The 24550-nt window shown below is 67.1% G+C and carries 24 protein-coding genes and 1 pseudogene; 10 read left to right on the top strand and 15 right to left on the bottom strand.

The window, feature by feature from the left end; all coding sequences use genetic code 11:
- Positions 1-131: 131 nt before the first annotated feature.
- Positions 132-1481 (top strand): sulfatase family protein, encoded by a 1350-nt coding sequence (locus tag C492_RS09295; RefSeq protein WP_008422775.1) that lies wholly within the window; start codon positions 132-134, stop codon positions 1479-1481.
- A gap of 231 nt (positions 1482-1712) precedes the next feature.
- Positions 1713-2693, top strand: coding sequence for a nucleotidyltransferase family protein (locus C492_RS09305; RefSeq protein ID WP_049892925.1), 981 nt, complete (start codon positions 1713-1715; stop codon positions 2691-2693).
- 40 nt (positions 2694-2733) lie between these two features.
- Here the strand turns inward: C492_RS09305 and C492_RS09310 are convergent, their stop codons facing one another.
- Positions 2734-3618 (bottom strand): universal stress protein, encoded by an 885-nt coding sequence (locus tag C492_RS09310; protein WP_008422781.1) that lies wholly within the window; start codon positions 3616-3618, stop codon positions 2734-2736.
- Positions 3619-3693: 75 nt separating this feature from the next.
- Positions 3694-4944 carry a glycosyltransferase gene (locus tag C492_RS09315; protein WP_008422783.1) on the bottom strand — a complete coding sequence of 417 codons (1251 nt, stop codon included), beginning with the start codon at positions 4942-4944 and terminating at the stop codon, positions 3694-3696.
- A 161-nt stretch (positions 4945-5105) separates the two neighbouring features.
- Between C492_RS09315 and C492_RS09320 the strand changes: the two genes are divergently transcribed.
- The gene (locus C492_RS09320) at positions 5106-5474 is read left to right on the top strand and encodes a hypothetical protein (RefSeq protein WP_239643420.1); all 369 of its coding nucleotides are present in this window, start codon (positions 5106-5108) and stop codon (positions 5472-5474) included.
- A gap of 291 nt (positions 5475-5765) precedes the next feature.
- Here C492_RS09320 and C492_RS09325 read toward each other — a convergent pair whose 3' ends face one another.
- Positions 5766-6518 (bottom strand): sugar phosphate isomerase/epimerase family protein, encoded by a 753-nt coding sequence (locus C492_RS09325; RefSeq protein ID WP_049892938.1) that lies wholly within the window; start codon positions 6516-6518, stop codon positions 5766-5768.
- Positions 6519-7055: 537 nt separating this feature from the next.
- Here C492_RS09325 and C492_RS09330 point away from each other — a divergent pair.
- A complete protein-coding gene (locus C492_RS09330; protein WP_008422788.1) occupies positions 7056-7475 on the top strand; it encodes a universal stress protein in 420 nt (139 codons plus the stop codon).
- Between the two features lie 88 nt (positions 7476-7563).
- Here the strand turns inward: C492_RS09330 and C492_RS09335 are convergent, their stop codons facing one another.
- From C492_RS09335 to C492_RS09355, 5 genes are all read right to left on the bottom strand, one after another.
- Positions 7564-8163 carry a VIT1/CCC1 transporter family protein gene (locus C492_RS09335; protein WP_008422790.1) on the bottom strand — a complete coding sequence of 200 codons (600 nt, stop codon included), beginning with the start codon at positions 8161-8163 and terminating at the stop codon, positions 7564-7566.
- On the bottom strand, positions 8160-8453 hold the full coding sequence (locus tag C492_RS09340) for a DUF211 domain-containing protein (protein WP_008422791.1): 294 nt from the start codon (positions 8451-8453) through the stop codon (positions 8160-8162). Before C492_RS09340 ends, C492_RS09335 begins: the two co-directional genes overlap by 4 nt.
- A gap of 45 nt (positions 8454-8498) precedes the next feature.
- Positions 8499-11075 (bottom strand): cation-translocating P-type ATPase, encoded by a 2577-nt coding sequence (locus C492_RS09345; RefSeq protein WP_008422794.1) that lies wholly within the window; start codon positions 11073-11075, stop codon positions 8499-8501.
- 176 nt (positions 11076-11251) lie between these two features.
- Positions 11252-11746 (bottom strand): cupredoxin domain-containing protein, encoded by a 495-nt coding sequence (locus C492_RS09350; protein WP_049892926.1) that lies wholly within the window; start codon positions 11744-11746, stop codon positions 11252-11254.
- A 591-nt stretch (positions 11747-12337) separates the two neighbouring features.
- Positions 12338-12880 (bottom strand): DUF2243 domain-containing protein, encoded by a 543-nt coding sequence (locus C492_RS09355; RefSeq protein ID WP_008422797.1) that lies wholly within the window; start codon positions 12878-12880, stop codon positions 12338-12340.
- A gap of 346 nt (positions 12881-13226) precedes the next feature.
- Between C492_RS09355 and C492_RS09360 the strand changes: the two are divergent.
- A pseudogene (locus tag C492_RS09360) lies at positions 13227-13577 on the top strand (hypothetical protein); the annotation flags it as partial.
- Complete coding sequence (locus C492_RS09365; protein WP_008422801.1) at positions 13574-14050, top strand: hypothetical protein; 477 nt, start codon at positions 13574-13576, stop codon at positions 14048-14050. The pseudogene C492_RS09360 and the gene C492_RS09365, both read left to right, overlap by 4 nt.
- A gap of 22 nt (positions 14051-14072) precedes the next feature.
- On the opposite strand, the gene C492_RS09370 is transcribed toward C492_RS09365, so the two are convergent.
- The 3 genes from C492_RS09370 to C492_RS24565 all read right to left on the bottom strand — a co-directional run bounded on the left by C492_RS09370 (position 14073) and on the right by C492_RS24565 (position 16453).
- Positions 14073-14996: a sulfite exporter TauE/SafE family protein gene (locus tag C492_RS09370; protein WP_008422803.1), complete on the bottom strand. Its 924-nt coding sequence runs from the start codon at positions 14994-14996 to the stop codon at positions 14073-14075.
- Between the two features lie 269 nt (positions 14997-15265).
- Positions 15266-16306: a sulfite exporter TauE/SafE family protein gene (locus tag C492_RS09375; RefSeq protein ID WP_008422806.1), complete on the bottom strand. Its 1041-nt coding sequence runs from the start codon at positions 16304-16306 to the stop codon at positions 15266-15268.
- The gene (locus C492_RS24565; protein ID WP_008422808.1) at positions 16307-16453 is read right to left on the bottom strand and encodes a DUF7512 family protein; all 147 of its coding nucleotides are present in this window, start codon (positions 16451-16453) and stop codon (positions 16307-16309) included.
- A gap of 360 nt (positions 16454-16813) precedes the next feature.
- Between C492_RS24565 and C492_RS09380 the strand changes: the two genes are divergently transcribed.
- From C492_RS09380 to C492_RS09390, 3 genes are all read left to right on the top strand, one after another.
- Positions 16814-17659, top strand: a complete 846-nt coding sequence (locus C492_RS09380) for a universal stress protein (protein WP_008422809.1) — start codon at positions 16814-16816, stop codon at positions 17657-17659.
- 179 nt (positions 17660-17838) lie between these two features.
- The gene (locus tag C492_RS09385; RefSeq protein WP_008422810.1) at positions 17839-18279 is read left to right on the top strand and encodes a thioredoxin family protein; all 441 of its coding nucleotides are present in this window, start codon (positions 17839-17841) and stop codon (positions 18277-18279) included.
- Between the two features lie 327 nt (positions 18280-18606).
- Positions 18607-19548 (top strand): ABC transporter ATP-binding protein, encoded by a 942-nt coding sequence (locus C492_RS09390; RefSeq protein WP_049892927.1) that lies wholly within the window; start codon positions 18607-18609, stop codon positions 19546-19548.
- A gap of 37 nt (positions 19549-19585) precedes the next feature.
- On the opposite strand, the gene C492_RS09395 is transcribed toward C492_RS09390, so the two are convergent.
- On the bottom strand, positions 19586-20725 hold the full coding sequence (locus C492_RS09395; RefSeq protein WP_008422813.1) for a COG1361 family protein: 1140 nt from the start codon (positions 20723-20725) through the stop codon (positions 19586-19588).
- Between the two features lie 158 nt (positions 20726-20883).
- Here C492_RS09395 and C492_RS09400 point away from each other — a divergent pair, with 158 nt between their 5' ends.
- Positions 20884-21684, top strand: a complete 801-nt coding sequence (locus tag C492_RS09400) for an ABC transporter permease (RefSeq protein ID WP_008422815.1) — start codon at positions 20884-20886, stop codon at positions 21682-21684.
- Positions 21685-21754: 70 nt separating this feature from the next.
- On the opposite strand, the gene C492_RS09405 is transcribed toward C492_RS09400, so the two are convergent.
- Genes C492_RS09405 through C492_RS09415 form a run of 3 tightly spaced genes read right to left on the bottom strand, consistent with a single transcriptional unit; the run spans position 21755 to position 24332 of the window.
- Positions 21755-22714, bottom strand: a complete 960-nt coding sequence (locus C492_RS09405) for a lysylphosphatidylglycerol synthase transmembrane domain-containing protein (RefSeq protein ID WP_008422817.1) — start codon at positions 22712-22714, stop codon at positions 21755-21757.
- Positions 22711-23418 carry a PHP domain-containing protein gene (locus C492_RS09410; protein WP_008422818.1) on the bottom strand — a complete coding sequence of 236 codons (708 nt, stop codon included), beginning with the start codon at positions 23416-23418 and terminating at the stop codon, positions 22711-22713. Before C492_RS09410 ends, C492_RS09405 begins: the two co-directional genes overlap by 4 nt.
- Positions 23415-24332 (bottom strand): decaprenyl-phosphate phosphoribosyltransferase, encoded by a 918-nt coding sequence (locus C492_RS09415; RefSeq protein ID WP_008422820.1) that lies wholly within the window; start codon positions 24330-24332, stop codon positions 23415-23417. The genes C492_RS09410 and C492_RS09415 overlap by 4 nt, the downstream gene beginning before the upstream one ends.
- Positions 24333-24550: the final 218 nt, after the last annotated feature.

Raw genomic sequence — 24550 nt, forward strand, 5'->3', positions numbered from 1 at the left:
CCGTCGAGACGAACGACCGCTACACAGCGCCGTCGCGACCGAATACCCCGATTGAATGACAAATTCACACCCGAATCGATCGCCACTCAGGCAGTCAATTATTATCTGACACGCCGTCGTAGAAGGGGGGCATGGCCGACGCACGACCGAACGTCCTCCTGATCCACGGCCACGACACCGGCCGCTATCTCGGCTGTTACGGCGTCGACGTCGGAACCCCGAATATCGACGCGCTCGCCGCTGACGGCGCGGTGTTCGACCGGCACTTCGCGTCCGCGCCCCAGTGCTCGCCGAGTCGTGGCAGTCTCATGACCGGTCGCATGCCACACGTCAACGGGCTCATGGGGCTCGCACACGGCAACTGGGAGCTCCACGACGACGAGCGCATCCTCCCCCACTACCTCGGCGACGCCGGCTACGAAACCCACCTGTTCGGGCTCCAGCACATTACGCAGGACACGGACCGCCTCGAGTACGATCACGTCCACTCCGAGGGGAACCTCTACCCGGGCGTCTCGCCGGCGGTCCACCAGGCCAACAGGGCGCGAAACGTCGCGTCGGTCGTCGCGTCGTACCTGGACGCGGACGCCTACACCGACCCCTTCTTCGCGTCGATCGGGTTCTTCGAGTGCCACCGCGTCGAGGAGGAGAACGGCCGATTCGGATTCGACGCGGGCTACTACGACGCCGACGATCCGGACGACGTGCGGCCGCTGCCGTACCTTCCGGACAGACGGGGAATCCGCCACGACCTCGGGGAGATGCGCGGCATGATCGTCGCGATCGACGAGGCTATCGGGACGATTCTCGAGGCGCTCGTTTCGGCGGGCATCGAGGACGAGACGCTCGTGATCGTCACGACCGAACACGGCATCGCCTTTCCCCGGGCGAAAGGCACCTGCTACGACGCCGGAATCGAGGCGGCGCTCGTGATGCGCTATCCCGGCGTCGTCGACGGGGGCGAGCGCTACGACGAACTCGTGAGCAACGTCGACGTCCTGCCGACGATCCTCGAACTGGCGGGGGTCGACGTTCCCGACGGGCTCGCCGGGCGGAGCTTCGCCGCGCTCGTCGCCGACGAGTACGGAACCTACGACGAACGGGACCGGATCTTCGCCGAGATGACCTGGCACGACACGTACAATCCGATCCGTGCGATTCGGACGGGGCGCTACAAGTACGTCCGGCGCTTCTGGCCGCTCCCGACCGTCTACCTCCCGGCGGACGTGTTCGCGAGCGAATCCGGCCGCGAAGTCCGCGAAGCGGTCGCGACTCCGGCGCGCCAGTACGAGGAGCTGTACGACCTTCGGGATGCACCACAGGAAGACGACAACGTCGTCTACGAACCCCGCTATCGGGACGTGCGCCTCGACCTCTCGGAGCGGCTCCACGAGTGGATGGTCGCGACCGACGACCCGCTTCTCGACGGCCCCGTCGTTCCGGGCGACTACGAGGAGATTCAGTCGTGGCCGCACCGGTAGTCCGGCGTTCGAACGTCGACCGGGCGACGAAAACCGCGGCCATCGATACCGGTGAAAGGTTTACTACCGGAGCCGTGGAAGCCGTCGGCGGGAACCGCCCGGAGTACTGCGAGAATGGCCAGCAATTCGACCGCGAGACGCACGCAGTTCTCGGGGGTCTCGAGCGTACCGCCGGGTCGCACAGCCGTCGCGACGACTACGACGGACGTTCCGTTCGCGGTGATCTGAACCGTGGACGCCGTCGTCCTGGCCGGCGGATACGCGACCCGGCTGTGGCCGATCACGAGACATCGACCGAAGATGCTTCTCCCGCTCGGGGAGACGGCCGTCGTCGACCGCATCTACGACGAACTCGAGGCCGAGGACCGCATCGAGACGGTGTACGTCAGCACGAACGAACGCTTCGCCGACGACTTCGGGGCACACCTGGCGAAGCGTTCGTACGACAAACCGCAACTATCGGTCGAGGAAACGCGCGGGGAAGCGGAGAAATTCGGCGTCGTCAGCGGACTCGCGGAACTTCTCGAGCGCGAGGGAATCGACGACGACCTGCTGGTGATCGCCGGAGACAACCTCTTCGAGTTCGCGATCGGGGACTTCCTCGCGTACTACGATCGGACGGAGGCGCCGACGATCGCCGCCGTCGACGTCGGCTCGCCGGAGCGGGCTGCCGGGTACGGCGTCGTCGACCTCGAGGACGATCGCGTGGTCGACTTTCGGGAGAAGCCCGACGACCCGCGGGGGACGTGCGTGTCGGTCGGGTGCTACGCGTTCCCTCGCGAGACGCTGTCCCTGCTCTCGCAGTATCTCGAGGCGGGGAACGATCCGGACGAACCCGGCTGGTTCGTCCGGTGGCTCCGAAGCCGCGAACCGACGTACGCGTACACGTTCGAGGGTGCCTGGTTCGATATCGGTACCCGGGAGAGTTACCTCGACGCCGTCGCCTGGCACCTGGACGGCGAGTCGCGAGTCGCCGACGCGGCGTCGCTCGAGAACGCGACGGTTGGCGCGGGCGTTCACGTCATGGCAGACGCGACCCTCGTCGACGCGACCGTCGATCGGGCGGTAATCTTCCCGGGCGTCACCCTCGAAGCGACGACCGTTCGCGGATCGATCGTCGACGAAGGCGCGACGCTCGGCGAAATCGCGCTTCGCGACGCGATGATCGGCGCGTACACCCGGATTCCGACTCCGGACGGGGCATCGGAGTGATCCTCAGCCCCGGCTTCGGTCCCGATCTCGAGGCGCGACGTCACGGCGACTCGGCGCTGACCGGGACGCAAAACACCGGCACGTCGGCCTCCCGGACGACGTTTTCCGTGACGCTCCCGAGAAACCACTGTCCGATTCCGGTTCGGCCGTGGGTCCCCATCACGATCAGATCGACGTCGCGGTCGGCCGCGTACGTGAGGACCGCGTCCGTCGGCGGTCCGGTCGCGATCGTTCCGGAGACGCTGACGCCGGCAGCCACGGCCCGCTCCCGGACCGTTTCGACCGCCTCCTCGCCGCGGCGCTCGAGCGCCTCGAGGAGGTCGCCCGGCTCCTGTGACCCGAAAAACCGGCTCGTGTCGACGGAGTAGATCGCGTGAACCATCGATCCCAGCCGGTTCGCCAGCGCGATCCCCCACCCGGTTGCGATCGCGGCCCCGTCGCTGCCGTCCGTCGGGAGGAGCAGCTGGTCGAACGCGACGTCGTCGATCGCGGACTCGGCGGCGGCCGGCGGAACGGCCAGCACGGGCGCTCGCGCCGTCCGGAGGACGTTCTCGGTGACGCTCCCGAGGAGAACCCCGTCGAGCCCCGTTCGTCCCTTCGTTCCCATCGCGACGACGTCGATTTCGCGCCGGGTGGCGTACTCGCGGATCGACTGAAACGGCGTCCCCTGCCTGACCGCCGTCGTGACCTCGAGGGCCGCGTCGTACCCTCGCGCCAGCGTCTCGATCCGGTTCACCGCGTCCTCCGCGTCCTTCTCGAGCGCTTCGAACGCTCCGTCCGTCGCCCCGATCCGGACGTCGACTACGGAGAGCACGTGGACGTCCGCCCCGGTCCGAGATGCGAGCGCGATCCCGCACCTCGCTCCCGCGAGGGCCCCCTCGCTGCCGTCCGTCGGTATCAGTATTGATTCGATGAGCCGGTTCATCGGTATGGCCTTCACTACCTGCGGGGATAATTGTGCGGGGCCGGTGTTCGTCGCCTGCGCCGTCGCAATCGGTCGTCATCCGTCCGAATCGACGCCCAGCGTCCCGACGAGGACTTCGAGCAGATCCGCGAGCTGTCGCGGAAGCAGGAAGCGTTCGCGAACGGACTCCCGCCCGTTCGCTCCAAATCTCGTCCGGCGACGCTCGTTCTCGAGGAGGGAGACGATGCGATCGCCCGCGCTCGACGCGTCGTTCGGGTCGACGAGATACCCGTTTTCTCCGTCGACGATCTGCAGCGGAATGCCGCCGACGTTCGAGCCGACGACGGGCGTACGCTTCCAGAGGGCTTCCGAGACGACCAGTCCGAATCCCTCGCGCAGCGACTTCTGGACGACGACGTCCGACCGACGCTGCAGGACGTTCACCGTCGCGTCCGGCAGGTCGGTCAGCACGTGGACGTTCTGATCGTCGACCGCTTCTTCGGCGACGCGTTCGTACACCGCCATCCCCTCCGGATCGTCGCCAGCCATCGCGCCGACCAGCGCCAGTTGCAGGTCCGGAACGGTATCGCTGGCCCGACGGTACGCCTCCAGCGTACCGAACTGGTCCTTCCAGGGATCGAACCGGGAGATCTGCGCGACCAGGGGCCGGTCGAACGACAGGGGATCCAGTCGGTCGCGTTCGGCCGCCTCCGCCGTCTCGTCGAGCGATCGGTTCTTCTCCGCGACCGGATCGATCGAGGGGTACACGACGCTCGTCGTCAGCGCCCCGACGTCCCCAGCGTAGGCCGTCCGACTAAAGATCGCGTGGTCGACCCGAGACGCGTACTCGGCGACGAACGCGCGGTACTCCTCGAGGGGATCGGTGAGGTCGACGTGACAGCGCCAGACGATCGCCGCGTCCGGCATCGCCTCCGCGAGGCGATCGAGCATCCCCAGAGGCTGTGGATCGTGAATCACGACGAGATCGTACTCGCCCTCGAGTTCGGCCGCGTTTCGTTCGGTCACCGACCGGTAGGTCGCTTTCATCCCCTCGGTCAACGGCGGCCCGTCCCCCTGGAGCCCGTTGTGGATCGCCTTGGTCACCGCGAAGAAGTCGTCGGTGGCGTCCATCACGAGCCAGTCGGTGTCGATACCGAGGTCGTTACACACCGGTACGATCGACCGAAGCAACTCGGCGACGCCGCCGCCGGTGGCGGTCGAATTGACGTGGAGGATCCGGCGATCCGAAAGCGCCTCGGCGAGCGAGCGGAGCCGTTCGAGTCGGTCGGGGCCCGCGACGTCGGCGTACGCCTCGAGCGTTCGGTCCGGAAGTGAGGGCGCGTGCATCGTTCGTGCCCGTCGCTACGACGACGGACGCTATCAGTTGTGGGGGCGATGGGGGAGGGGTCCGCTTTCGGCCGTCACGACCCGTCGAACGTCGACGCTCTCTTTTCACTGAACGAATAGTTATCCCCCCAGCCGGCGAAGGAGAGCGTGAGGAACCTCCCGTGCCACGATCCGAACCCACACTGACGCAGCGTAAACTTTCGCCACGACTGCTGAAAAGGCGAGCCGCGCTCGAGGCGATCCCGCCGGTCGAACGGTCGGTCGAAGACGGCGTGCTCCGGGTGACGCGGCGCTTTCGCGGGCTGTCGCTCGAGCAGGCGATGGGCTATCTGGAATCTCTCGGCGGCGAGCGAATCGGGTCGAACGCGATCGAAGGCGAGGGGTGGCGAGCCGAACTGGCGGCCGAGAAAGTTCCAGTCGGTCCGTCGTACCGTCTCACCGAGGTGACGATCACGTGGACGGGCGAGGAAGACGTTCTCGAGCCGATCGTCCTGCGGTTCCGTCTCAAAGCGTTTCGGGCGCCGGGGTAACGAACCGGGCGGGGGACAGGGTACGGCGGGCGTTCGATCCTTCGCTCCTCACCGACTGGCGTTTTTGCGATCGTCGCAAGCCTCCGCCGGTCGAGCGGCGCGTTCGGCGACGCCGACGAGTAGCCGTCGCCACTCGATCGAGCGGTTCTTCGAACCGACGACCGCGACTTCGACGTGAGTCCGTCGCAGTAGACGCGCGTATCGATCGCCGCTCGTCCGGAAGTGCGGAATCGGCTGCCGGGGAACCGTTGTCGATGCCTGCGCGGTAGAAATCCGGGCGGCGGGTACTGGTCACTCGTCGGCCTCGAGCGCCGTCTCTACGCGTCGAGCGGTGTCTCGTAACAGCGCCACGTCGTCGGTGAAGACCTCGATCGCGACGGTACCGTCGAATCCCGCGAGGTGTTCCGCGACGAGTCCGTAATCGATCTCGCCGGCGCCGATCGGCAGGTGCGTGTCGCCACGGCTCCGCGCGTCGTGGACGTGGAGATGCGAGACGAGGTCGCCGTAACTCGAGAGGAATCGGTCGATCCCGTCGGTGCCGTCTTCCATGTAGGCGTGGCCGACGTCGAAGCAGACGGGCGTCCCCGTCTCGCGCGCGAGGTCTCCCAGCACCGACAGCGGGTAGCCGCGCTTCTGGTGGCCGACGTTCTCGACGACGAGTTCCACGTCAGCGTCATCGCCAGCCGACGCGATCGACGTGAGTTGGTCGGCGAAGCGGGGTCGCAGGTCCGTGTCGTGCGGATTCCGGGCAGTGCCGTGAAGGACGGCCTTTTCCGCGCCGACGCCGCCGGCCCACTCGAGCAGCCGCGACAGGTAGTCGACGATCGCGTTGTTGATCTCGGGCACCGGCGTCACGACGACCTGCTCGAACGGGAGGTGTACGCAGAGGTCGACGTTTGCATCGGCGAGGATTGCCTCGAGACGAGCCGTATCGATCGCGTCGGGATCGCGCCCCTCGCCGATCGACAGCTCCGCCAGATCGAATCCCGCGGTCGTCCGTTCCGTTCGCTCGAGCGAGTCGCCGACGGTGAGGCCGATCTGCATACGAATACGTGCGTCGAGGCCGACATAAATCGACGGATATCGATCGTTACGCCCGGTCGCTCCCGTCGCCCCTCGCGCGACGATACCGTCCGGACCGCGGCGCACTTGACCGACGGATTCGACCGAACCGAGGACGACCTCCCGGAGTGCGGCGTCGATCGCGTCGTCGGAGAAACCCACGGACACGGTCGATACGGACGGTTCGGAACGACCTCCTCGCCGGTTCTCCGATCCGACACAAAATTACATACGTACATTTGTTATACAGGTAGAAAAGAATTGTCGTTCGGCGGGTTGCTATCGATCCAGCGAACCGAGACGGCACGACGGTCGGCGACCGTTCTGCAGAATGCGTCCTGAACCGCATCGAGGTCGGGTGGGTCGAGAGACGTCGTCTCTCGTGGTGGCGGTTGCGTTCCCCGGCAACGGATACGTAGCCCGATCGATTCGGAGCCAAGCCGCTCGAGCGCCGGCGTCGGTTTCCCCCCGCGAGAACGACCGCCTACCATTATATCCGTTCCCGTCCTCTGCTCGACTATGAGCGAACGAATTCTGGTGCCGTACGACGGCTCCGGTCCGGCTGAAGCGGCGCTCGAGTACGCGTTCGATACCTTTCCCGACGCGGCCGTCACGGCGCTGTACGTCGTTCCGGTCCCCGAAGGCTACTGGGATGCCTTCAGCGCAGCGGAGGAAATCGATATGAAACGGGGCCGCGAACGCGGCGCAGAGATCCTCGAGGAGGCGACCGAGATCGCACGGGAACGCGACCGCACCCTCGAGACGGACGTCGAAATCGGCAAGCCGAAACAGACGATCGTCGTCCGGGCGGAAGAGGAGGCGTACGACGCGGTCGTCATCGGAAGCCACGGTCGGGAAGGCGTGTCCAGGATCCTGCTCGGAAGCGTCGCGGAGGGCGTCGTCCGGCGATCGCCGACGCCCGTCATCGTCGTCAGGTAGCCGCGCGGTTTGCGGTCGGAACTGACACGGAGGTCGGACGGCGGCCGCATCAGCCGATCGCGCGGACGAAGCGACCGAGGTCGGACGCTCACCCCGGCAGAAACAGATTGAGGACGGCGACGACGATTCCCGCGAGCCCCATCCGAACCCCGGCGACGATCCAGTTCTGTTTGGAAATCGAGCCGAGATACGCCCCGAACACGAACAGGACGGCGACGCCGACGGCGATGGCGAGCAGCGTCGCCTCGAGCATTGAAACGACGATACCCTGACCGAGAAACGGACCCAGCGGCAGGAGGATGCCGATCAGCGGACCGATTCCGCTCGCGATCGCGTTGATCTTCCGAGCGCCCGCTCGCCGTTGTTGCACCGCCGTGTCCTCGAGATCGGCCAACATCGCCCGCTCGAGTTCCATCAGCTCGGCCTGTTTCTCGGCGCGTTCGATCTCCCAGACGCTCCAGACGCCCGACGTTCCCAGTCCGACGGCCGCGCCGAGGCCGATCGTGATTACGGTGAGGCCGTCGGTGACGCCGGACAGGTACGCACCGACGACGACGCCGATACACGTCAGCGTGCCGTCGAACCCGTTGGAGATGAAGTACCGCCGCGAGATCGATCTGACCTCCTCGTCCTCGAGGAGTCTGCGAACGCTATCGAAACGGTCGCGAAGCGAAGACACGTCGCTCACCGGTCCTGGGGCGTTTCGACCTGTTCGACGAGGCGCTCGCCGCAGACGACCTGGTCGATGGAGTGAACCGTCCCGCCGAGGTCGGCGACGGCCGCCTCGAGCGCGTCCGCGTCGATGTCTTCGCCCTCGATCGTGAGTTTGAGGTTCTGGACCTCGCGATCGGTCTCGATCAACACGGCGTTGACGCCGTCGACGCCGGAACAGTCGGCGGCGGTGTCGGTGAACTCGAGAATGTCCGGCTCCTGTGGCTTCATGACGTCGATGACGAGTCGGCGTATCGAGGGAGTCACGTGTCGTACGATCGGGATCGACGGCCTTAGTGACCGGGGCCGATATCACCGATCGAACCGCCCGACGAGTGCGGCGACCGCGACGTACGCGGGGAGACCAGCCGCGAGGGCGACGCCGACGAGCCCCCAGTCAGCGAGGCCGAGTGGAACCGTCCCGAAGTATCGGTTGAGCGGGGTGTACAACACGGCGAGTTGCAACGCGGCCGACGCCGCGACGGCAGCGGTGAGCCACGGATTCGAGACCGTCGGCGTCCCGCGAAGCCACCGGATGACGTAGAGCCCCGCGAACTCGAGGAAGACGAACCCCGTAAAGACCATCGTCATCGCGTACGGCGTGACGGCGGCGGCGCCTTCCAGCGTATAGTACATGAGCGCGAGCAGGACGACCGTGGTCACGGCACCCATCCCGGCGATCAGCCCGAGCATCTGGCGTCCGATGATCCCCCGATCGGGATCGCGCGGTGGCCGTTCCATCAGGTCACCGCTCTGGGAGTCGGCACCTAACGCCAGCGCCGGCAACCCGTCGGTCAGCAGGTTGATCCACAGCAACTGCACGGCCGGCAGGATGAGGTAGCCGTACAGCGAGGCGAGAAAGACGATCGCCACCTCCGCGACGTTCGCGCTGAGGAGATACGCGACGAACTTCCAGATGTTGTCGAAGATCGCCCGACCCCGTTCGACGGCCCGTTCCATGGTCGCGTAGTTGTCGTCCAATAGGACGATGTCCGACGCCTGCCTGGCGACATCGGTTCCACGGATCCCCATCGCGACGCCGACGTCGGCGTTTTTCAGCGCCGGCGCGTCGTTGACGCCGTCGCCGGTCATCGCGACGTCGTTGTCCCGATCTTGCAGCGCCTGCAGAATCCGGACCTTGTGTTCCGGCGAGGTCCGCGCGAAGACGTCGACGGATGTCACTTGCTCGCGAAGCGTCTCGTCGTCCATCCGTTCGATCTCTCGACCCTCGAGTACTCTCGTACCGATACCGAGCGACTCGGCGATCGCCCGCGCGGTCCGGACGTTGTCGCCGGTCACCATCTTCACGTCGATTCCGGCACGTCCGGTCTCGGCGATCGCGTCGGCGACCTCATCGCGAGGCGGATCGATCATTCCGGCCAGCCCCACGAACGTCAACTCGTCGGCGAGATCGCTCGCGTCGGCCGGCCCCTCGCGATAGGCTCCAGCGAGGACGCGAAGCGCGTCGTCTCCGAACTCCCGAATCGTCGTCTCGACGCGCTCGCGACGCTCGTCGGTCAGGGGCTTGGGCCCACGGGCGGTCAGGATCCGCTCGCAGTTGGAAAGGACGACCTCGGGCGCGCCCTTGACGTAGCCGACGTCACCGTGGACGGTCCCCATCCACTTCCGCTCCGAGGAGAACGGAACCTCGTCGGTTCGCGGGTTCTCGGCGCGGAGTTCGGCGACGTCGACTCCGCGTCGATCGGCGACCTCGAGCAGCGCCCGTTCGGTCGGATCGTCGCCGCCGTCCTCGAGCGCCGCGTCGTTACAGAGGGCGCCAATGTGCAAGAGCAGTCTCTCGCGGTCGGAGTGTACGCTCGCGTCGGCTTCTCTCGGGTCGAGATCGACGGCGGCGGCGTTCACCCAGAGCCTGCTGACCGTCATCTCGCCTCTCGTGAGCGTCCCCGTCTTGTCCGTACAGACGACGTCGACCGCGCCGAGCGCCTCGACGGCCGGAAGCCGCCGAACGAGCGCGTTCTCCTCGGATAGCTGCCGGACGCCGAGCGCGAGCGCGAGCGTGACCACGGCGGGCAGTCCCTCGGGGACCGCGGCGACGGCGAGCGACACTGCGGTCAGGGCGGCCTGGACTGCGTCCGTCCCGCGGAGGAGCAACAGCGGCGCGACCAGTGCCGAGAGGAGGAGAACGCCGAACCCGAGGTTTCGCCCCAGTTCGTCGAGTTCGTCCTGCAGCGGCGTCCGCGTCTCCTCGGTCGCGGCCAGTTCTCGCGCGATCTCGCCGACCTCGGTCTCCATTCCCGTCTCCGCGACGACCGCGACGCCCTTGCCGCGGGTGACGTTGGTCCCCTTGTAGACCATGCTCGTCCGTTCCGCGATCGGGGTCCCCGATTCGACCGGGTCCGGTGACTTCGAGACCGGAGCGCTCTCACCCGTCAGCGCCGCCTCGTCGACCTCGAGGTCGGTCGCCTCGAGGAGTCGCCCGTCGGCTGGAACGACGTCGCCGCCGCGGAGAACGACGACGTCGCCGGGAACGACCGCTATCGCGTCTATCTCGCGGATCTCGCCGTCCCGTCGAACCGCGGCCGTCGGTGCGGCCAGTTCGCGCAGCGATTCGAGACTCCGTTCGGCCCGGTAGTCCTGAACGAACCCGAAGACGCCGTTCGCGACGACGATAATCGCGATCAGGATCGCGTCGACGGCGTTGCCGGCCCAGACCGAGAGGACGGCTGCCGCCAGCAGGACCCAGATCAGGACGCTGTCGAACTGCGCGATACCGATCTCGACCGGTGACCGGCCGCCGCCGCCGGCGATTTCGTTTTCGCCGTGTTCCGCGCGTCGCCGGCGCGCTTGCTCGCTCGTCAGTCCGGTCGGTTGTGACTCGAGGGCCGCCACGACGCGATCGGCCGGCAGTTCGTGTGATCGTTCGGCCACGACTCGAGGGTCATCACCGATCCACATAGACGTACGCGTCGATCCGGATCGCCGGGCTGCGAGATCGGGTCCGACAGGAGCGCGACGGTTCGCTATCGAGCCGTCGATCGGGGTCCTCTCTTCCGGTGCGTTCCGGAGACGGTTTGCGACGGGCCGTCCGGATCGAAGAGCGGACGCTACTCGCTTCGGACCTCGATATCGCCGACCTGCGTCGAGGGGTGGAACTGGCAGATGTAGGTCGTCATCTCCGGGGTCGCGACGAGACCCTCGATCGACGCTTCCTCGCCCTCGGTACCCACGTCGTCGCTCTGGTAGTCCTCGACGACCTCGTCGTTCTCGTCTCTGATCTCGAGGTTGTGTGTGACCCCGTCGCTGTTGACCCACGTGAAGTCGTACTCGTTCCCCTCGATCAGCGTGATCGTGGGGTTTTCCATTCCGCCGACGACGTCCGACGGCTCGACGAACGTCCACGCTTCGACTCGCCCCTCGAGGTAAAACTCCGAGACGTCAGTCCACGCTTCGTCGTCGGACGACGGACCGTCGCCGCCGTCGCCGCCGCCGTCGCCGTTCCCGTCCCCGTTATCAGAACCCCCTCCACAGCCCGCTAGCACTGTGAATCCAGTCACTCCGGCGATTCCGAGGGCCGACCGTCGTGATACGTGTCTGGCCATCGGTCCCACTGGCACCGAGGAGGGAGTTAAATCGCAACCGTTGTGATCGCGATTGTCCTGATTCGCAACACGAGATGGTCGTGCCGAATAGCGGCCGCACACCTGGGTCGTCTGTAACGCGGCTACTGAAAGCCCGTCGAGACGGTCGAGTTCCACGGTACCGTTTCCCTGGAAACGGAACAGTCGTGTACGGGACGTGTGAGGAGTCGATCGAGGAAGTACCGTGATCGCGCCCGGGACCTCCGCTTTCCGCCGAAGGAGCGGGGTTCGACGCCGACGCGTGGACCAGCAACGGTGAGAGATCCCGATGCCGACCCGTTCGAAACCATCGAGGACGGGCCGCGTTCGCGTGCGGACGGTGAATCGCAGTTCGGCGATCCATCCACCTCCACGGCCACGTCTTCCGGGCCGGCGGCGCGGTCGATGACGCCGTCCTCGTCGCACCTCACGGCGAGGGGTGACGTTCGACTTCCGCGGACAACTCCGGCGACTGGCCGGTTCGCTGTCACAGCGCCGACCGCCTCGAGCGGGGGACGGCTCGCGTGTTCGAAGACGTCCGATCGGCGCCGCGATCGGGAGTGCGGTCTTCGGTCACGTCGGTCGATCGTCCGTCGCGCGCTCTCCTCGAGAGCCGGCGATCGATCGCTCGTCGAGTCGGATCACGGCGTAGCCGCCGGCGACGAAAAGCACACCCCAGAGGAGGAAGCCGACGTCCCAGAGGAGGACGCTCCCCGGCCCCGCGGGCCAGACGTGGTGGATCTCGAGGAGGTGGTGGTTCACGAGCCCCTCGAGGAGGTTGAAGACGCCCCATCCGAGGATCGTCGACCCGAGGAGCGCTCGTCCCGATGGCGAACCGTCCGACCGTCGCCACGCGCGTATCAGGAGGACGATCCCCGCGACCGTAAAGAGGTAGGTGCCGACGTCAAAGAGGCCGTCGGCGACGACGTTCAGTCGCAGATCGCTGAGAACCGTCGGATCCGTCCGGGCCGACAGCATGTGGTGCCACTGCAGGAGCTGGTGGAGGACGATCCCGTCGAAGAAGCCCCCCAGCCCGATTCCGAGCACGACGCCCGCTCGAACGAACGGTTTCGTTCGCTCGCGTAGCCCGAACCGCGCGTCGCCGTCGCTGGTCATATCGAACCTCCGCGGCTGGGAGACAAGCGTATGCTGCTGTCTGGTGCAAGCAGCGTCGACTCGGCGCGAGACGCCCTGCTACAACTCCGATCGGGCGCCGTCGATCGAATTCCCGGTCGCGTTCGCACCGCAGGACCTAAATCGGTCCGCCGATTTGCTGGGTCAGCAAAACGGTCCCGAACGGCGTCGCTCCAGGTCGGCGACCTCGAGCGTCCTGATGCGCGAACGGAACCGCTGATTTGCTGACCCAGCAAATCGGAGTCGGAAATTTCAGTCATCCCCGCATCGGTGCAGCTAGATGTTCACGCGCGATTCGATCGACGGGCACCTGACGAACCGCTCCGCAGTCTCGTTGACGGAGACGGTGTACCGCACCGACGGCTCGTCCGGACTCGGGGCCATCGTCCGCTACGCGCTGCTGTCGGGGATCGCGGTCGTCAAGGTCGTCGCACGATTCCAGATCGTCGGTCTCTCGAGTCTCGCCGACCTCTCCGGGGTCGTTCCCGGACTGCTCGCCTCGGGACGTGCGAGCCGTGGCGCCGGTTTCCTCGGCGTTCCCGGGTCCGTCGGGGACCTCGCGTCACTCCCGTACGACGGGGCTTTGCGTCGCGTCGGCGGTCTTTTACCGTCGCTATTCTTCTCCGAGCGGGCGGGCCACCCCGAACGGTGTGGCGTTGTAACGGAGGGATCGAAATGACGGAGCGGGGCACCCTCCGATCGATCCAGTCGGATCGGCGAGCGATGGGATGGGGAACGGCCGCCGCGGCTGGCGTATTCCTCCTGTTCGGACTCGTCACCGGCCTCATCCCGAATCCGCTGTACGTGCGGATGGTCCCGCGGACGCCCGTCGATTACCTGTTCTTGACGCTGACCGCGCTGCTCGCCGGTGTGTACGCCGCACAGCGGCTGGCGACCGAGGTGGCCGACCCCGAACTCGAGGACGACGGCGCGAACAACGAGGATCGCCTAGCGGTCGGCGGTCTCGTCGGCGGATTTCTGGCGGTCGGCTGTCCGGTCTGTAACGTCGCTCTGCTCGCACTGTTCGGGTCGTCCGCACTCATGACGTACTTCGATCCGTTGCGACCGGCCCTCGGTGCGCTCTCCGTACTGATTCTGGCGGGACTGATCTACGTTCGTCATCGCCGTTCGTGTCCGGCCTGCGCGAGGTGAACCACGGCTACAAATACTGAACCTAGAAGAACAGCGCCGGCACGGTGTTCCGGAAGATATTGAGCGAGATGACGAACAGGAGTCCGACGACGAACCAGTTGAACGTCCGCTCGTCGAACTCGAGGCGTCGGAGGTACGTCCCCAGCAGCAATCCGACGGTAGTGACCACCGCGATCACCGAGCCGAGCCAGAGCCGATACGTCGTCAGCAGGTCCGTGAACAGCGCCATCTGGACGATTCGAACCGTAAAGATCGTTCCGAGCACCATCGACAGTCCCCCGATGTATCGCTCAGTATCCCGTTCGAAGGTGTGGAAGTACGCCGGGAGTAGCGGCCCGAGATTCGCGAACGCGAGCAGGAACCCCTGGGAGAACCCGGCGGTTCCGAGAGCGAACGGATGGTGTGCCTCCTCGACCGTGACAAAGTTCTGGACGACCTGAAAGGCCACGTAGCCGAGGAGAACGAGACCGATCACGAACGCGACGATCGGGCCGGCGCTGAACGTCGCCAGCGCCGCGACGCCGATGACGGTCCCCACGATCGCGAGCGCCAGAAGCGCCCACTCCTCGCGAACGAACGCCCGCCCGGTCCCGGTTTCGGCGATCTGGAACATGTTGAGCGTCCACGGCGGGATCGCCAAGACGACGACGGCGACGGTCGGATCGATCACCGACGCTACGATCGGCGTCATGATGAGCGAGTAGCCGAAGCCTGTCATGCCCTTGACGGCGCCGGCGACGACGGCGATCAGGACGATCCCGGCGAGCAACCCGCTCGAGAGATCGGACTGAACGCCATCCGCCACGTTCTCGAATCCGGGGAAGAACGCGATCGAAGCGGCGAGGACGGCCACCGTTGCACCGACCATCGTCACTTCGCGGTAGCGAAACTCGAGGAGGTTGGCCAAGAACTGTTCGACGTCGACTCTGGATTCGGGGGCACTCATACTCGATCGAAAGCGAACGGCGACGCCGCGTCGTCGCCGTTTCCAGACGATTGTCGGCCCGGACGTATGTCCCTGTGTTATTCGGCGAGAATGCTCCCCTCTCGAGTCACCCGCAGTTCGGAATACCGGCGAATCGGCGTCGTTCACGCCTCCTCGTCGGTTCGTTTCTAAAAATCCGACTCTCACAGATAGCAGCAATAGTGTCCGGTACTATCGTTGCTCCGTTAGGAATCCCAGCCCGTCGAACCGGCGGCCCGGTGACGGTGAATTCAGTCCACGGACGTCGCAGCCGCGCTCGATCGCTTTCGCATCGTCGTGATCGTGCTGTAGATCACGGCGCCGCTGACCATGAACGCCGAGAGCAGGATCAGGGCGAAGCCGACCGTGTTGAACAGTTCGACGGCGAAGTAGTCGCCGGCCTGCTGGAACGCCACGGCGACCGATCCACCGAGGAGCATCAGCCCGAAGTAGATCTTGATGTCGTCTTCGTTGACGATATTGGTCGCGGCGGACCCGATCCGAGCGCCTAGCGCGCTGCCGGCGAGCAGCGGCGCGACGATCGAGAGGTCGACGCCGCCGTTGAGCCCGTACGTGAACGCGCCGAACCCGCCCGAGAAGACGATCTCGAACAGGTCGGTCCCGACCGCGACGGGCACCGGTACTCCGATGAGGTAGAACATCGCGGGCATCCGGATGAATCCGCCCCCGACGCCCAGGAAGCCCGACAGCAGCCCCGTCACGAACGCGACGCCGAGGACCATCCACAGCGAGACCTGAATCCCCCCCGCGATCGTCATCATCGGCGGGACGCGGTACGACTGGATCTTCTTCGCGATATCGGGGATCGCGTCCGGGTCGATCTCTTCGTCTGCGGCCTCGTGGTGGCCGCCACCGGAGCCGTCGCTTCCGTCGTTTTTGAGCGCGTTTCGGGTGACGAACAGTCCGATCGCGCCCAGCAGGCCGACGTAGGTGACACCGATGACGCCGCTGGCGAGTCCGAGTTCCTCGAGCCGGTAGACGAAGAGGCTCCCGATCTCGATCCCGGCGGTGGTCCCGGCGATCATCAGCGCGCCGAGTTTGTAGTCGACCTGTCCGAGGTCGTGGTGTTTCAGCGTCGCGATGACGGCCGTCCCGAAGACGAAGGCCATCCCGCTCCCGACGGCGACCCGGGCGGGATACCCCATCACGAGTAACGCGGGCGTGACGAGGAACGACCCGCCCATCCCGAAGAAGCCGAACAGCACGCCGACCATGAAGCCGAAGCTCACGAACAGTGCGAGCGTCGTCAGTGCGATTCCAAAGGGCTCCATCTATGCGTGTTTGATCCGCTCGACGACTGGCGTTGCGACTCGCTCGAGTGCGCCGTACCCGACGTAGAGGGCGATCGCCTCGAGGAGGACGGCGCCGACGAGCGCGGCTGCCTGTACTGCCGACGAATACGCTGCGAGGTCGATCATCGGTATCGACCTCCGACGTGTGGTTGTGTACGGACCATGGGTTTCTCTTCAGTATCACCTACCCGGAGGAAGGGTATAACGCTTTTGGGATTTTTGTACAATATTACTGCTGTCTATCTCACCGCTATCCAACGGGAATATTTGTATAAGTTATGAAGATACGAAGGGTGCAGTAGCTGTCGGGCAACTCCGCTGGGGCGCGGTCGATGGGGCTGAGGCGCGCTCGGATCGAACACTGTCACGTCCGATCGGTACCCGGTGCGGACGTCATCGCGATCGGACGGGGTATCCGCGGCGGAGATATCGGGACTAGTATTGACTGACCCAAACAATATTATACGAGCGTCACCTACGGGTGGTATGAAAGCGATCTGTGCGACCGACCTCTCCGCCGCCAGCGAGGCCACGATCGAGAGCGAGACCTGCCTCGAGTGTCTCGGACGAATCGGCGTCGAGGAGATCCACCTCGTGACCGTGATCCCGTCGAACGTCCACGCGGGTATGCCCGGGATGGACTTCGAGGAACGGCGCGAGCGCGCGCTTGCGCGGTACCGTCGCGTCATCGAGGGGGCGGGCTTCGACGTCGACGCACACGTCGTCCGCGGCACGCCCCACCGACGGATCAACGGGGTCGCGGAAGCGGTCGGAGCGAACCTGACGATCGTCGGTTCACGCGGGAAGAGTCCCCTCGAGAACCGCGTCATCGGCTCGACCGCGCGCAACCTCGCGCGGACGACTGTCGTACCGCTGCTCGTCAACCGGATCGAGCGCGAGGCGGACGACCCGGACGTGCTCCGGGAGCACCTGTTCCGGCGGATACTGTACGCGACGGATTTCTCGGAGAACGCCGAACGAGCCTTCGAGGCGTTCTCGTATCTCCGTCACGCGACCCGGGAGGCGACGCTAGTTCACGTGGAGACGCCGAAGGATCCGCCGCTGTCGAACGGCGACGATCCCGAGGCGCGACTCGCCGAGTTGGCGGCCCGGCTCGAGGACTGGGGGATCGAGACGCGAACCGAGATCCGCAGCGGCGATCCGGCGGACGAGATCCTCGCCGCGGAGGCCGACCACGAGCCGACGACGATCCTCGTCGGGTCACGCGGCCACAGCAGGCTCCGCCGACTGATGCTCGGGAGCGTCTCCGAGGACGTCGTCACCCGGGCGAGCGGGAACGTCATGCTCGTTCCGCCGGACCGAGCGGCCTGACCGAAGCGACGAATCGGAATCGCTCCGCCGCGGTACTCGAGTCGGGGGCGTGGGCGGAGCAGGTCCGTCGCCGACGGATCGTCGAGCGTCCCCGGCGCGGAACTGTACCCGTTCCGCCGACCCAATATTGTCCGTTGGACGCAAAACTGTTATGATCGTGGGGCCCGTACCGTCGACCGATGAGCGAGTCCATCGACGACGAACGACGACGGATCCGCGAACGGAAGAAACGGGAGCTTCGCGAACGCCTCGAGAACGGGGGTGTCGCGGACGAAACTGGCGGCGCCGAAAGAGCGGCCACGCCGGACGAGCCGATCAGCGTCGAGGGGAGCGACCACCTCGACGAGATCGTCGGAACGTACGGCGTCGTCCTCGTGGACTGCTACGCCGACTGGTGTGGCCCCTGCCAGATGCTCGAGCCGACGATCGAGTCCCTCGCCGCGGAGACCGACGCCGCCGTCGCGAAGGTCGACGTCGACCGCCACCAGCGACTGGCCCAGCGGCTCGGCGCCCGGGGAGTTCCGACGCTCGTCCTCTACGCTGACGGCGAACCGACCGAACGTCTGGTCGGTGCGCAGGATCGCGCGACGCTGGAGGGGCTCATCGAACGACACGCGTAGCGCGTCGGATCCGGTGGTCGGGCGGGCGACGGCGCTTCGTAACCGCCGTTTTCGACGCGGTCGGCGGTACCGACGGTTCGGAAGCGCCGAACGCGCCCGCGAACGAACGGCTAGCGGGGGTTACCGGGGAGGACGCTCGAGCGGAGCGCGATTTCCCGTCGTCGGTGACCGACCGCGTCGTCACGGGCCGTCGCGGTCGGTCCGGCGTCGCGCGGATACCGCTCGGGGGCGTTCGAAAGTCCGCTGGGTTTCGACGGTCAGAACGCACCGCGTTCGGACGACGTCCCGCCTGAAGCGTATAAGACTCCGGACGACGTCGTTCGACGTGTGAGTACCGTGGAGTCGCCGCCGATCGAGCTCGAGTCGCTGACGAAGTACTACGGCGACGTTCGGGGCGTCGAGGACCTCACGTTCGCCGTCGATGTGGGCGAGATATTCGGCTTTCTCGGTCCGAACGGCGCCGGGAAGTCGACGGCGATTCGCGTCCTCCTCGGACTGCTGAAACCGACCGACGGAACGGCGTCCCTGATGGGACGGAGCGTGACGAACCGAACCGAACTGCGAGAGGCGAAGCGCCGACTCGGCTACCTCCCGAGCGACGTCACCTTCTACGACCGCGTGACGGGTACGGAAGTGCTCGATCACTTCGGGCGGTTGCGCGGCGACGAGCGCCGCGAGGAGCTCCTCGAGCGCTTTCCCGTCCCCCTCGACCGAAGCGTGAAGGCCTACTCGAGCGGCAACAGACAGAAGCTCGCCATCGTCGCGGCGTTCATGCACGAGCCCGAGCTGGCGATCATGGACGAGCCGACGTCCGGACTCGATCCCCTCGTCCAGAACGAGTTCTACGACCTGCTCGAGGAGCGACGAGACGCCGGCCGGACGAGTTTCTTTTCCTCGCACATTTTGAGCGAGGTTCGTCGCGTCTGCGACCGCGTCGGGATCGTTCGGAACGGCCGGTTGATCGAACTCGACACCGTCGACAACATCCTCGAGGAAGGCGGCACCGTCGTCACCGTTCGGCTGGCAGAGGACCCGCCGCCGTCGGCGCTCGAGTTCCCGGGCGTCGCGCGCGTCGATCGACGGGGCGGCGAGTACCGACTCGTCCTCGCGCGGGAGTTCGACGCCCTGATCGAGCGCCTGGCCGAGTACACGGTCCTCGAACTGGAGATCCGCGAGGCGTCCATCGAGGACGTGTTCATGCACTTCTACGGAGACGCCGACCGCGGCGACGACGACTCGGCGGCCAACGGCGCCGACGCGCCGTCCTGACGCCGTCGGCTGCGGTACCGCCACCGCTGGCCGCCTTTCAGCGCCTGCGGACCCACCAGACCGTCGCGAGTGCGAGCGCGAGCGCGACGGCGACGAACGGGGCGGCGGAGTCGGCGTCGGCGTCCCCGTCGGTCTCGACGATCGCGACGGGAACCTGGACGGGGTCCGCGCTCGTTCGCTCGCCGGAACCGCCGTCGTACGCGATCGAGAGCGGCACGCTGGTCGTCGTCTCGACCGCGTCGGAGGACGCCTCGAGATCGAACCGCGCCGTCGCCGACTCGCCGGGGTCGAGCGCGCCGACGTACGCCGTCGGCGACTCGCTCGAGAGGGGCGGTCCGACCTCGATCGCGGCGGTCACCCCGGTCACCCGTCGGTCACCGACGTTTTCGATTCGGACCTCGTAGACGCGTTCCCCGTCGACGGGGACGCCGTCGGTGACGGGGGCGACGTCGAAATCGGGAGCGGCGACGACGCCGACCCCGAGCACCGACGGACCGCCGGTTCGAACCGGTTCGTCGCCGTCGTCGCTCTCGTTCGCACCGTCGTCGGGCGGTTCGAGGCGGTACTGAACGCTCGCGAACAGCGGATACGTTCCGGGTTCGACCCGCGCGGCCGTGACGTCGACGTCGACGTCGGCGGTCTCGCCGGACGAGAGTTCGTCGACGACGATCGACCGCGCCGACTGCGGCGACGCGGACGTACCGAGCGCCACGGCCCCGTCGGCTGCACGCAGCGTCACGACGACGTCGGTCGCCCGTCGATCGCCGTCGTTCGTCACCTCGAGCGGAATCGGCCTCGACTCGCCCGCGCGGACCGAACGGTTCTCCGCGACTGCGACGGTGACGTTCCCCGTCGGACCCTGAACGATCTGGGGATCCGTCGCCGGGACGGTCGGCTCGATCGGCGGCTCGGTCGTCGGCGTGTCGTTCTCGGCGGGCGGCCCCGTCGCGGACTCGTTGTCGGCCACACCGACGGGCGGAGCGCCGCCGATCGGTTCGGCGGTCGGTCCGTCCACCGAGTCGTTTCGGGACTCGTTCTGTGGCGGCGCGGTCGTCTGCGTCTCGAGCAGCACCGTCGCCGCGACGGTTCCGATCGCCAGGACGACGACCAACGAGAGGACGCCCGCAGCGACGACTACTCGACGTCGTCGGCTCGGCGTCTCCCCTCGGCGACCCATATCCGCTCCGGGACGGTCGAGACGCCGATAAATCGTCCCGCCCGTTACCCCGCTGAAGGACCGATTACCGAACTGCCGTCGCGACAACCTCCCGTTACCTCGAGCAGGCGGGATCACGTATAAGCCACCGGCGTCCGTTAGGAAACGGGACGCGTCCGATGCTCGATCTCACCGCGTTCGAAGCCCGTCGCCGACTCCGCGGATCCCTGCTACTCGCGGGTGCGATGGTCGCGCTGATCGTTCTGACCGTCGCGCTCTACCCGTCGATCCGGGAGACGGGGGCCGATCTCGACGCCTACCTCGAGTCGCTCCCGCCCGAGGCGACGCGGGCGTTCGTGGGGAACGTGACGACGCTGACGACGATCGAGGGCTACCTCGTCTCCCAACTCTACCAGTTCGGGTGGGTGTTGTTACTCGCGGTCTACTACGCCTACGCCGCGGCCTCGACGGTGGCCGGGGAGGTCGAGCGCGGAACGATCGGGCTGACGCTGTCGCTGCCGGTGACGCGGTCTCGAGTCGTGGTCGGCAAGTTCCTGTCGCTCGTCCCGGGCGTCGTGCTGGTCAACGCCGTCACCGCCCTGGCGGTCTACGCCGGCGTGGTCCTCGTCGACGAATCGATCGACGCCGCGGATCTGTTCGCCGTGCACGCGTACTCGATCGCCTACCTGCTCTGCTGTGCCGGCGTCGGACTGCTCGCCTCCGTCGCGTTCGATTCCGTCCGTCGGGCACAGACCGTCGGCGCCGGATCGGTCTTCGGGATGTTCCTGCTCGATACGTTCACGTTCGATACCGACTACGAGTGGGTCGGCGACGTCGCGTTCTCCCGGTACTTCGATCCGGGCGGGATCCTCGTCGACGGCGAGGTCTCGGGGGGCGATCTCTCGATCCTCCTGGTCGCCGTTGCGGTTCTCGTCGTCGCGAGCGGCGAGTACTTCGAACGGCGAGACCTCTCCGGGTGACCCGTCGCGTGGACGGAACGCGGTCCTGTTTTCCCTCGAGCGCGGCTCGGTCCGCGCGGGTCGCCCGCGGTCAGCGAGTTCCCTCGTACGCGAGAAACACCGCGGTGCCGAGCGCCGCGGCGTACCAGAGCGTCCCCACGCGAACGACCACCGTGGCCGCGGCCGCGACGGCCTCGGGGTAGCCGAACGCGACGAGCGCGCCGACCATCGACGCCTCCGTCGCCGCGAGCCCGCCGGGGAGCATCGACGCCGCGCCGACGACCGACCCGAGCCCGAAGACGAACAGCCCGAGCGCGACGCTGGCTTCGACGCCGAACCCGTCGAGGACCACCCAGAGGGCGAACCCCTCGAGCCCCCACGCGGCGAGACTGCAAAGCGTCGAGAGGACCAGCGGCCGGACCCGGAACAGCCGGTACGCGCTCTCGTACAATCGCTCGAGGTCGGTCGCGTGCCGACCGACGACCGGGAGCGACTCGAGCCCGCCGAGGATCGCCAGGGAGGCCCGCCGCCACCGGAGCAGGCCGATCCCGACCGCGACGATCCCGAGGACGACGACGACCGGGAGCGACGAGCGACCGTAGACGACCAGCCCGAGCGCGGCCATCGCGCCGAGCGCGACGAGATCGGTCACGCGCTCGGCGACGACGACCGAGGCGGTCTTGCTCGCGGGGACGCCGCGCTCGTCTCGAAGGAACCACGCCTTCCAGACCTCGCCGGCCTTCCCGGGCGTGACCACCATCATCAGGCCGCTGAAGAAGGTGATCCCGCTCGCGCGGATCGACACGTCGATCTCGAGGCGGCGGAGGTAGTAGTGCCACTTCGCGAACCGGAAGGCGTACCCGACGGTCGTGAGGCCGACGACGGCGCCGAACGTCTTCCACTCCACCGTCGCGAGCGCGGCCAGCAGCGTCCCGACGTCCGCGTAGACGGCGAGCCCGAGGAAGACGACGACCGAGAGCAGCGCCGTCAGCCGGACGCCGTGGCTCCGAACGATCGCCCGACCGCGATCGACGGCGGGTTCCCCGCTCATCGCGGCGGGGCCCGCCCCGGTGCGATCGCGTCGACCGCCCGATCGGAGAGCGCGAGGCCCTGATGGAGTTTCGTCGCGACGTGCCCCGAGAGGTACCGTCCGCGGCCGCCCGGTCGAACGCGCCCGTCTCGCAGGGCGTCCGCGAGCGTCCCGCCCCCCTTGACGACGGTGTGTGCGCGACCGAGTTCCATCGGGAAGTGCGCGTCGCTCCCGCCGGTCGCCGGCAGGTCGTTGGCGGTCGCGAACGCCGCCGCGCGCTCGTTGAACCGGCGACAGACACACCGCGAGTTCACCGCCTCGACCCCGTCGACTGCGACGGCGAGGGCCTCGAGGTCGGTCCCGTAGGACTGTCGCAACGCGTCGAACGGGTGCGAGAGGACGGCCACGCCGCCCTGACGGTGGACGTGGTCGACGACCGCCATCGGGTCGGCCCGCGGCGGCGTCTCGGCCACCTCGAGCGCGAGCAGGTGCCCCTGCGTCGTCGTCACCTCGACCGCGGAGATCACCTCGAGGTCGTCCGGCGCGGCGTTTCGAACGGCCTCGACGTTCGCGAGCGTGTCGTGGTCGGTGACGGCGATCCCGTCGAGTCCGGCGTCGACGGCCGCCGCGGCGACGCGCTCCGGTGGCGCCCTCGAGCACGGCGAGGCGTCGGTGTGGACCTGAAGGTCGTACCGGCGCGTCGCGGCGCCGTCGGACGCGGTCACGCGATCACCTCGAGGATGCGGGACGGAACCCGGTAGCGGACGCCGACGACGACGACGCCCCAGAGCGCGAGATTGGTGCGGAACGGTCGGTCGCCGAAGAGGTACTTCGGATCGCCGCCGACGTCCCTGGTGTACACGAGGTGGTGGTACCGGAATGCGGCGAAGAACGCGAACGGGAGCGTCGCCATCGTCCACTCGCCGCCGCCGAAGAACGTGTACAGCGAGTAGGAGACGATCAGCGCCGAGAGGACGACGACGAACAGGTGATCGAGCGTCTCCGGCGTGTACTCGGCGAGGGTGGCCCGCGACGCGGCCGCGTCCTCGACGGCGTCCATCTCGTGGCGTCGCTTGCCGATTCCGAGCATCAGCGCCGTGAGGAACGTACAGACGACGAGCCACGGGCTCAGGAAGACGTCGATGGCGACGACGCCCGCGACGGCCCGCAGCACGAAGCCGACGGCGACGATCAGTACGTCGACGAGAACGAGGTCTTTCAGGAACGCCGAGTAGAGCCCGTTCTGTACGAGGTACGCGACCACGACGAGGAGAAACAGGGGTCCGAGATACCAGGAGAGCGCGATTCCCGCGGCGAACAGCAGGGCCGCGAACGTCACCGCGACGGGGATCGACACCTGCCCGCTGGCGATGGGGCGGTGTCGCTTCCGCGGGTGGTTGCGATCCGCCTCGAGGTCGGCGATGTCGTTGCCGATGTAGGTCGTGCCCGCGATCGCACAGAACGCCACGATCGCGATCGCGACGTTTGCGACCGCGGCCGGATCGAACAGGCTCCCGGAGAAGACGATCCCCAGGAGGAGCACGCTCTGTTTGTACCACTGCCAGGGGCGGATCTCCCTCAACAGCCCGGTGACGCTCCCGACGAGGCGGTTCTGGACGGCGTAGCCGCGGGGGGACATGGTCTGTCTCCCCACCCCCAGAAGGACCAAAAAACGCACCCGTTCGCTGGCAACCCCTTTAGAATCGTTCCGCCACCGGGACGAGGTGGGGGTTGATCACCGATCCGCGACGGTCGCGTCGGTTCGCCGTAGGCATCCCCTACGACGGTACGTGCCCCATTAACGGCGGTCTGGCGCCGACACACTCTTGATCCGCCGCGCCGATCTCGAGTTCGATC

This window comes from Natronococcus jeotgali DSM 18795, from assembly GCF_000337695.1.
GTDB lineage: Archaea > Halobacteriota > Halobacteria > Halobacteriales > Natrialbaceae > Natronococcus > Natronococcus jeotgali.

Bases quoted from the DNA above. Each gene is read 5' to 3' on its own strand.
- C492_RS09380 (WP_008422809.1), top strand. From the start codon at position 16,814: ATGAAAGCGATCTGTGCGACCGACCTCTCCGCCGCCAGCGAGGCCACG.
- C492_RS09385 (WP_008422810.1), top strand. From the start codon at position 17,839: ATGAGCGAGTCCATCGACGACGAACGACGACGGATCCGCGAACGGAAG.
- C492_RS09295 (WP_008422775.1), top strand. From the start codon at position 132: ATGGCCGACGCACGACCGAACGTCCTCCTGATCCACGGCCACGACACC.
- C492_RS09395 (WP_008422813.1), bottom strand. From the start codon at position 20,725: ATGGGTCGCCGAGGGGAGACGCCGAGCCGACGACGTCGAGTAGTCGTC.
- C492_RS09350 (WP_049892926.1), bottom strand. From the start codon at position 11,746: ATGGCCAGACACGTATCACGACGGTCGGCCCTCGGAATCGCCGGAGTG.
- C492_RS09415 (WP_008422820.1), bottom strand. From the start codon at position 24,332: ATGTCCCCCCGCGGCTACGCCGTCCAGAACCGCCTCGTCGGGAGCGTC.
- C492_RS09315 (WP_008422783.1), bottom strand. From the start codon at position 4,944: ATGCACGCGCCCTCACTTCCGGACCGAACGCTCGAGGCGTACGCCGAC.
- C492_RS09400 (WP_008422815.1), top strand. From the start codon at position 20,884: ATGCTCGATCTCACCGCGTTCGAAGCCCGTCGCCGACTCCGCGGATCC.
- C492_RS09355 (WP_008422797.1), bottom strand. From the start codon at position 12,880: ATGACCAGCGACGGCGACGCGCGGTTCGGGCTACGCGAGCGAACGAAA.
- C492_RS09310 (WP_008422781.1), bottom strand. From the start codon at position 3,618: ATGAACCGGCTCATCGAATCAATACTGATACCGACGGACGGCAGCGAG.
- C492_RS09375 (WP_008422806.1), bottom strand. From the start codon at position 16,306: ATGGAGCCCTTTGGAATCGCACTGACGACGCTCGCACTGTTCGTGAGC.
- C492_RS09365 (WP_008422801.1), top strand. From the start codon at position 13,574: ATGACGGAGCGGGGCACCCTCCGATCGATCCAGTCGGATCGGCGAGCG.
- C492_RS09370 (WP_008422803.1), bottom strand. From the start codon at position 14,996: ATGAGTGCCCCCGAATCCAGAGTCGACGTCGAACAGTTCTTGGCCAAC.
- C492_RS09325 (WP_049892938.1), bottom strand. From the start codon at position 6,518: ATGCAGATCGGCCTCACCGTCGGCGACTCGCTCGAGCGAACGGAACGG.
- C492_RS09405 (WP_008422817.1), bottom strand. From the start codon at position 22,714: ATGAGCGGGGAACCCGCCGTCGATCGCGGTCGGGCGATCGTTCGGAGC.
- C492_RS24565 (WP_008422808.1), bottom strand. From the start codon at position 16,453: ATGATCGACCTCGCAGCGTATTCGTCGGCAGTACAGGCAGCCGCGCTC.
- C492_RS09330 (WP_008422788.1), top strand. From the start codon at position 7,056: ATGAGCGAACGAATTCTGGTGCCGTACGACGGCTCCGGTCCGGCTGAA.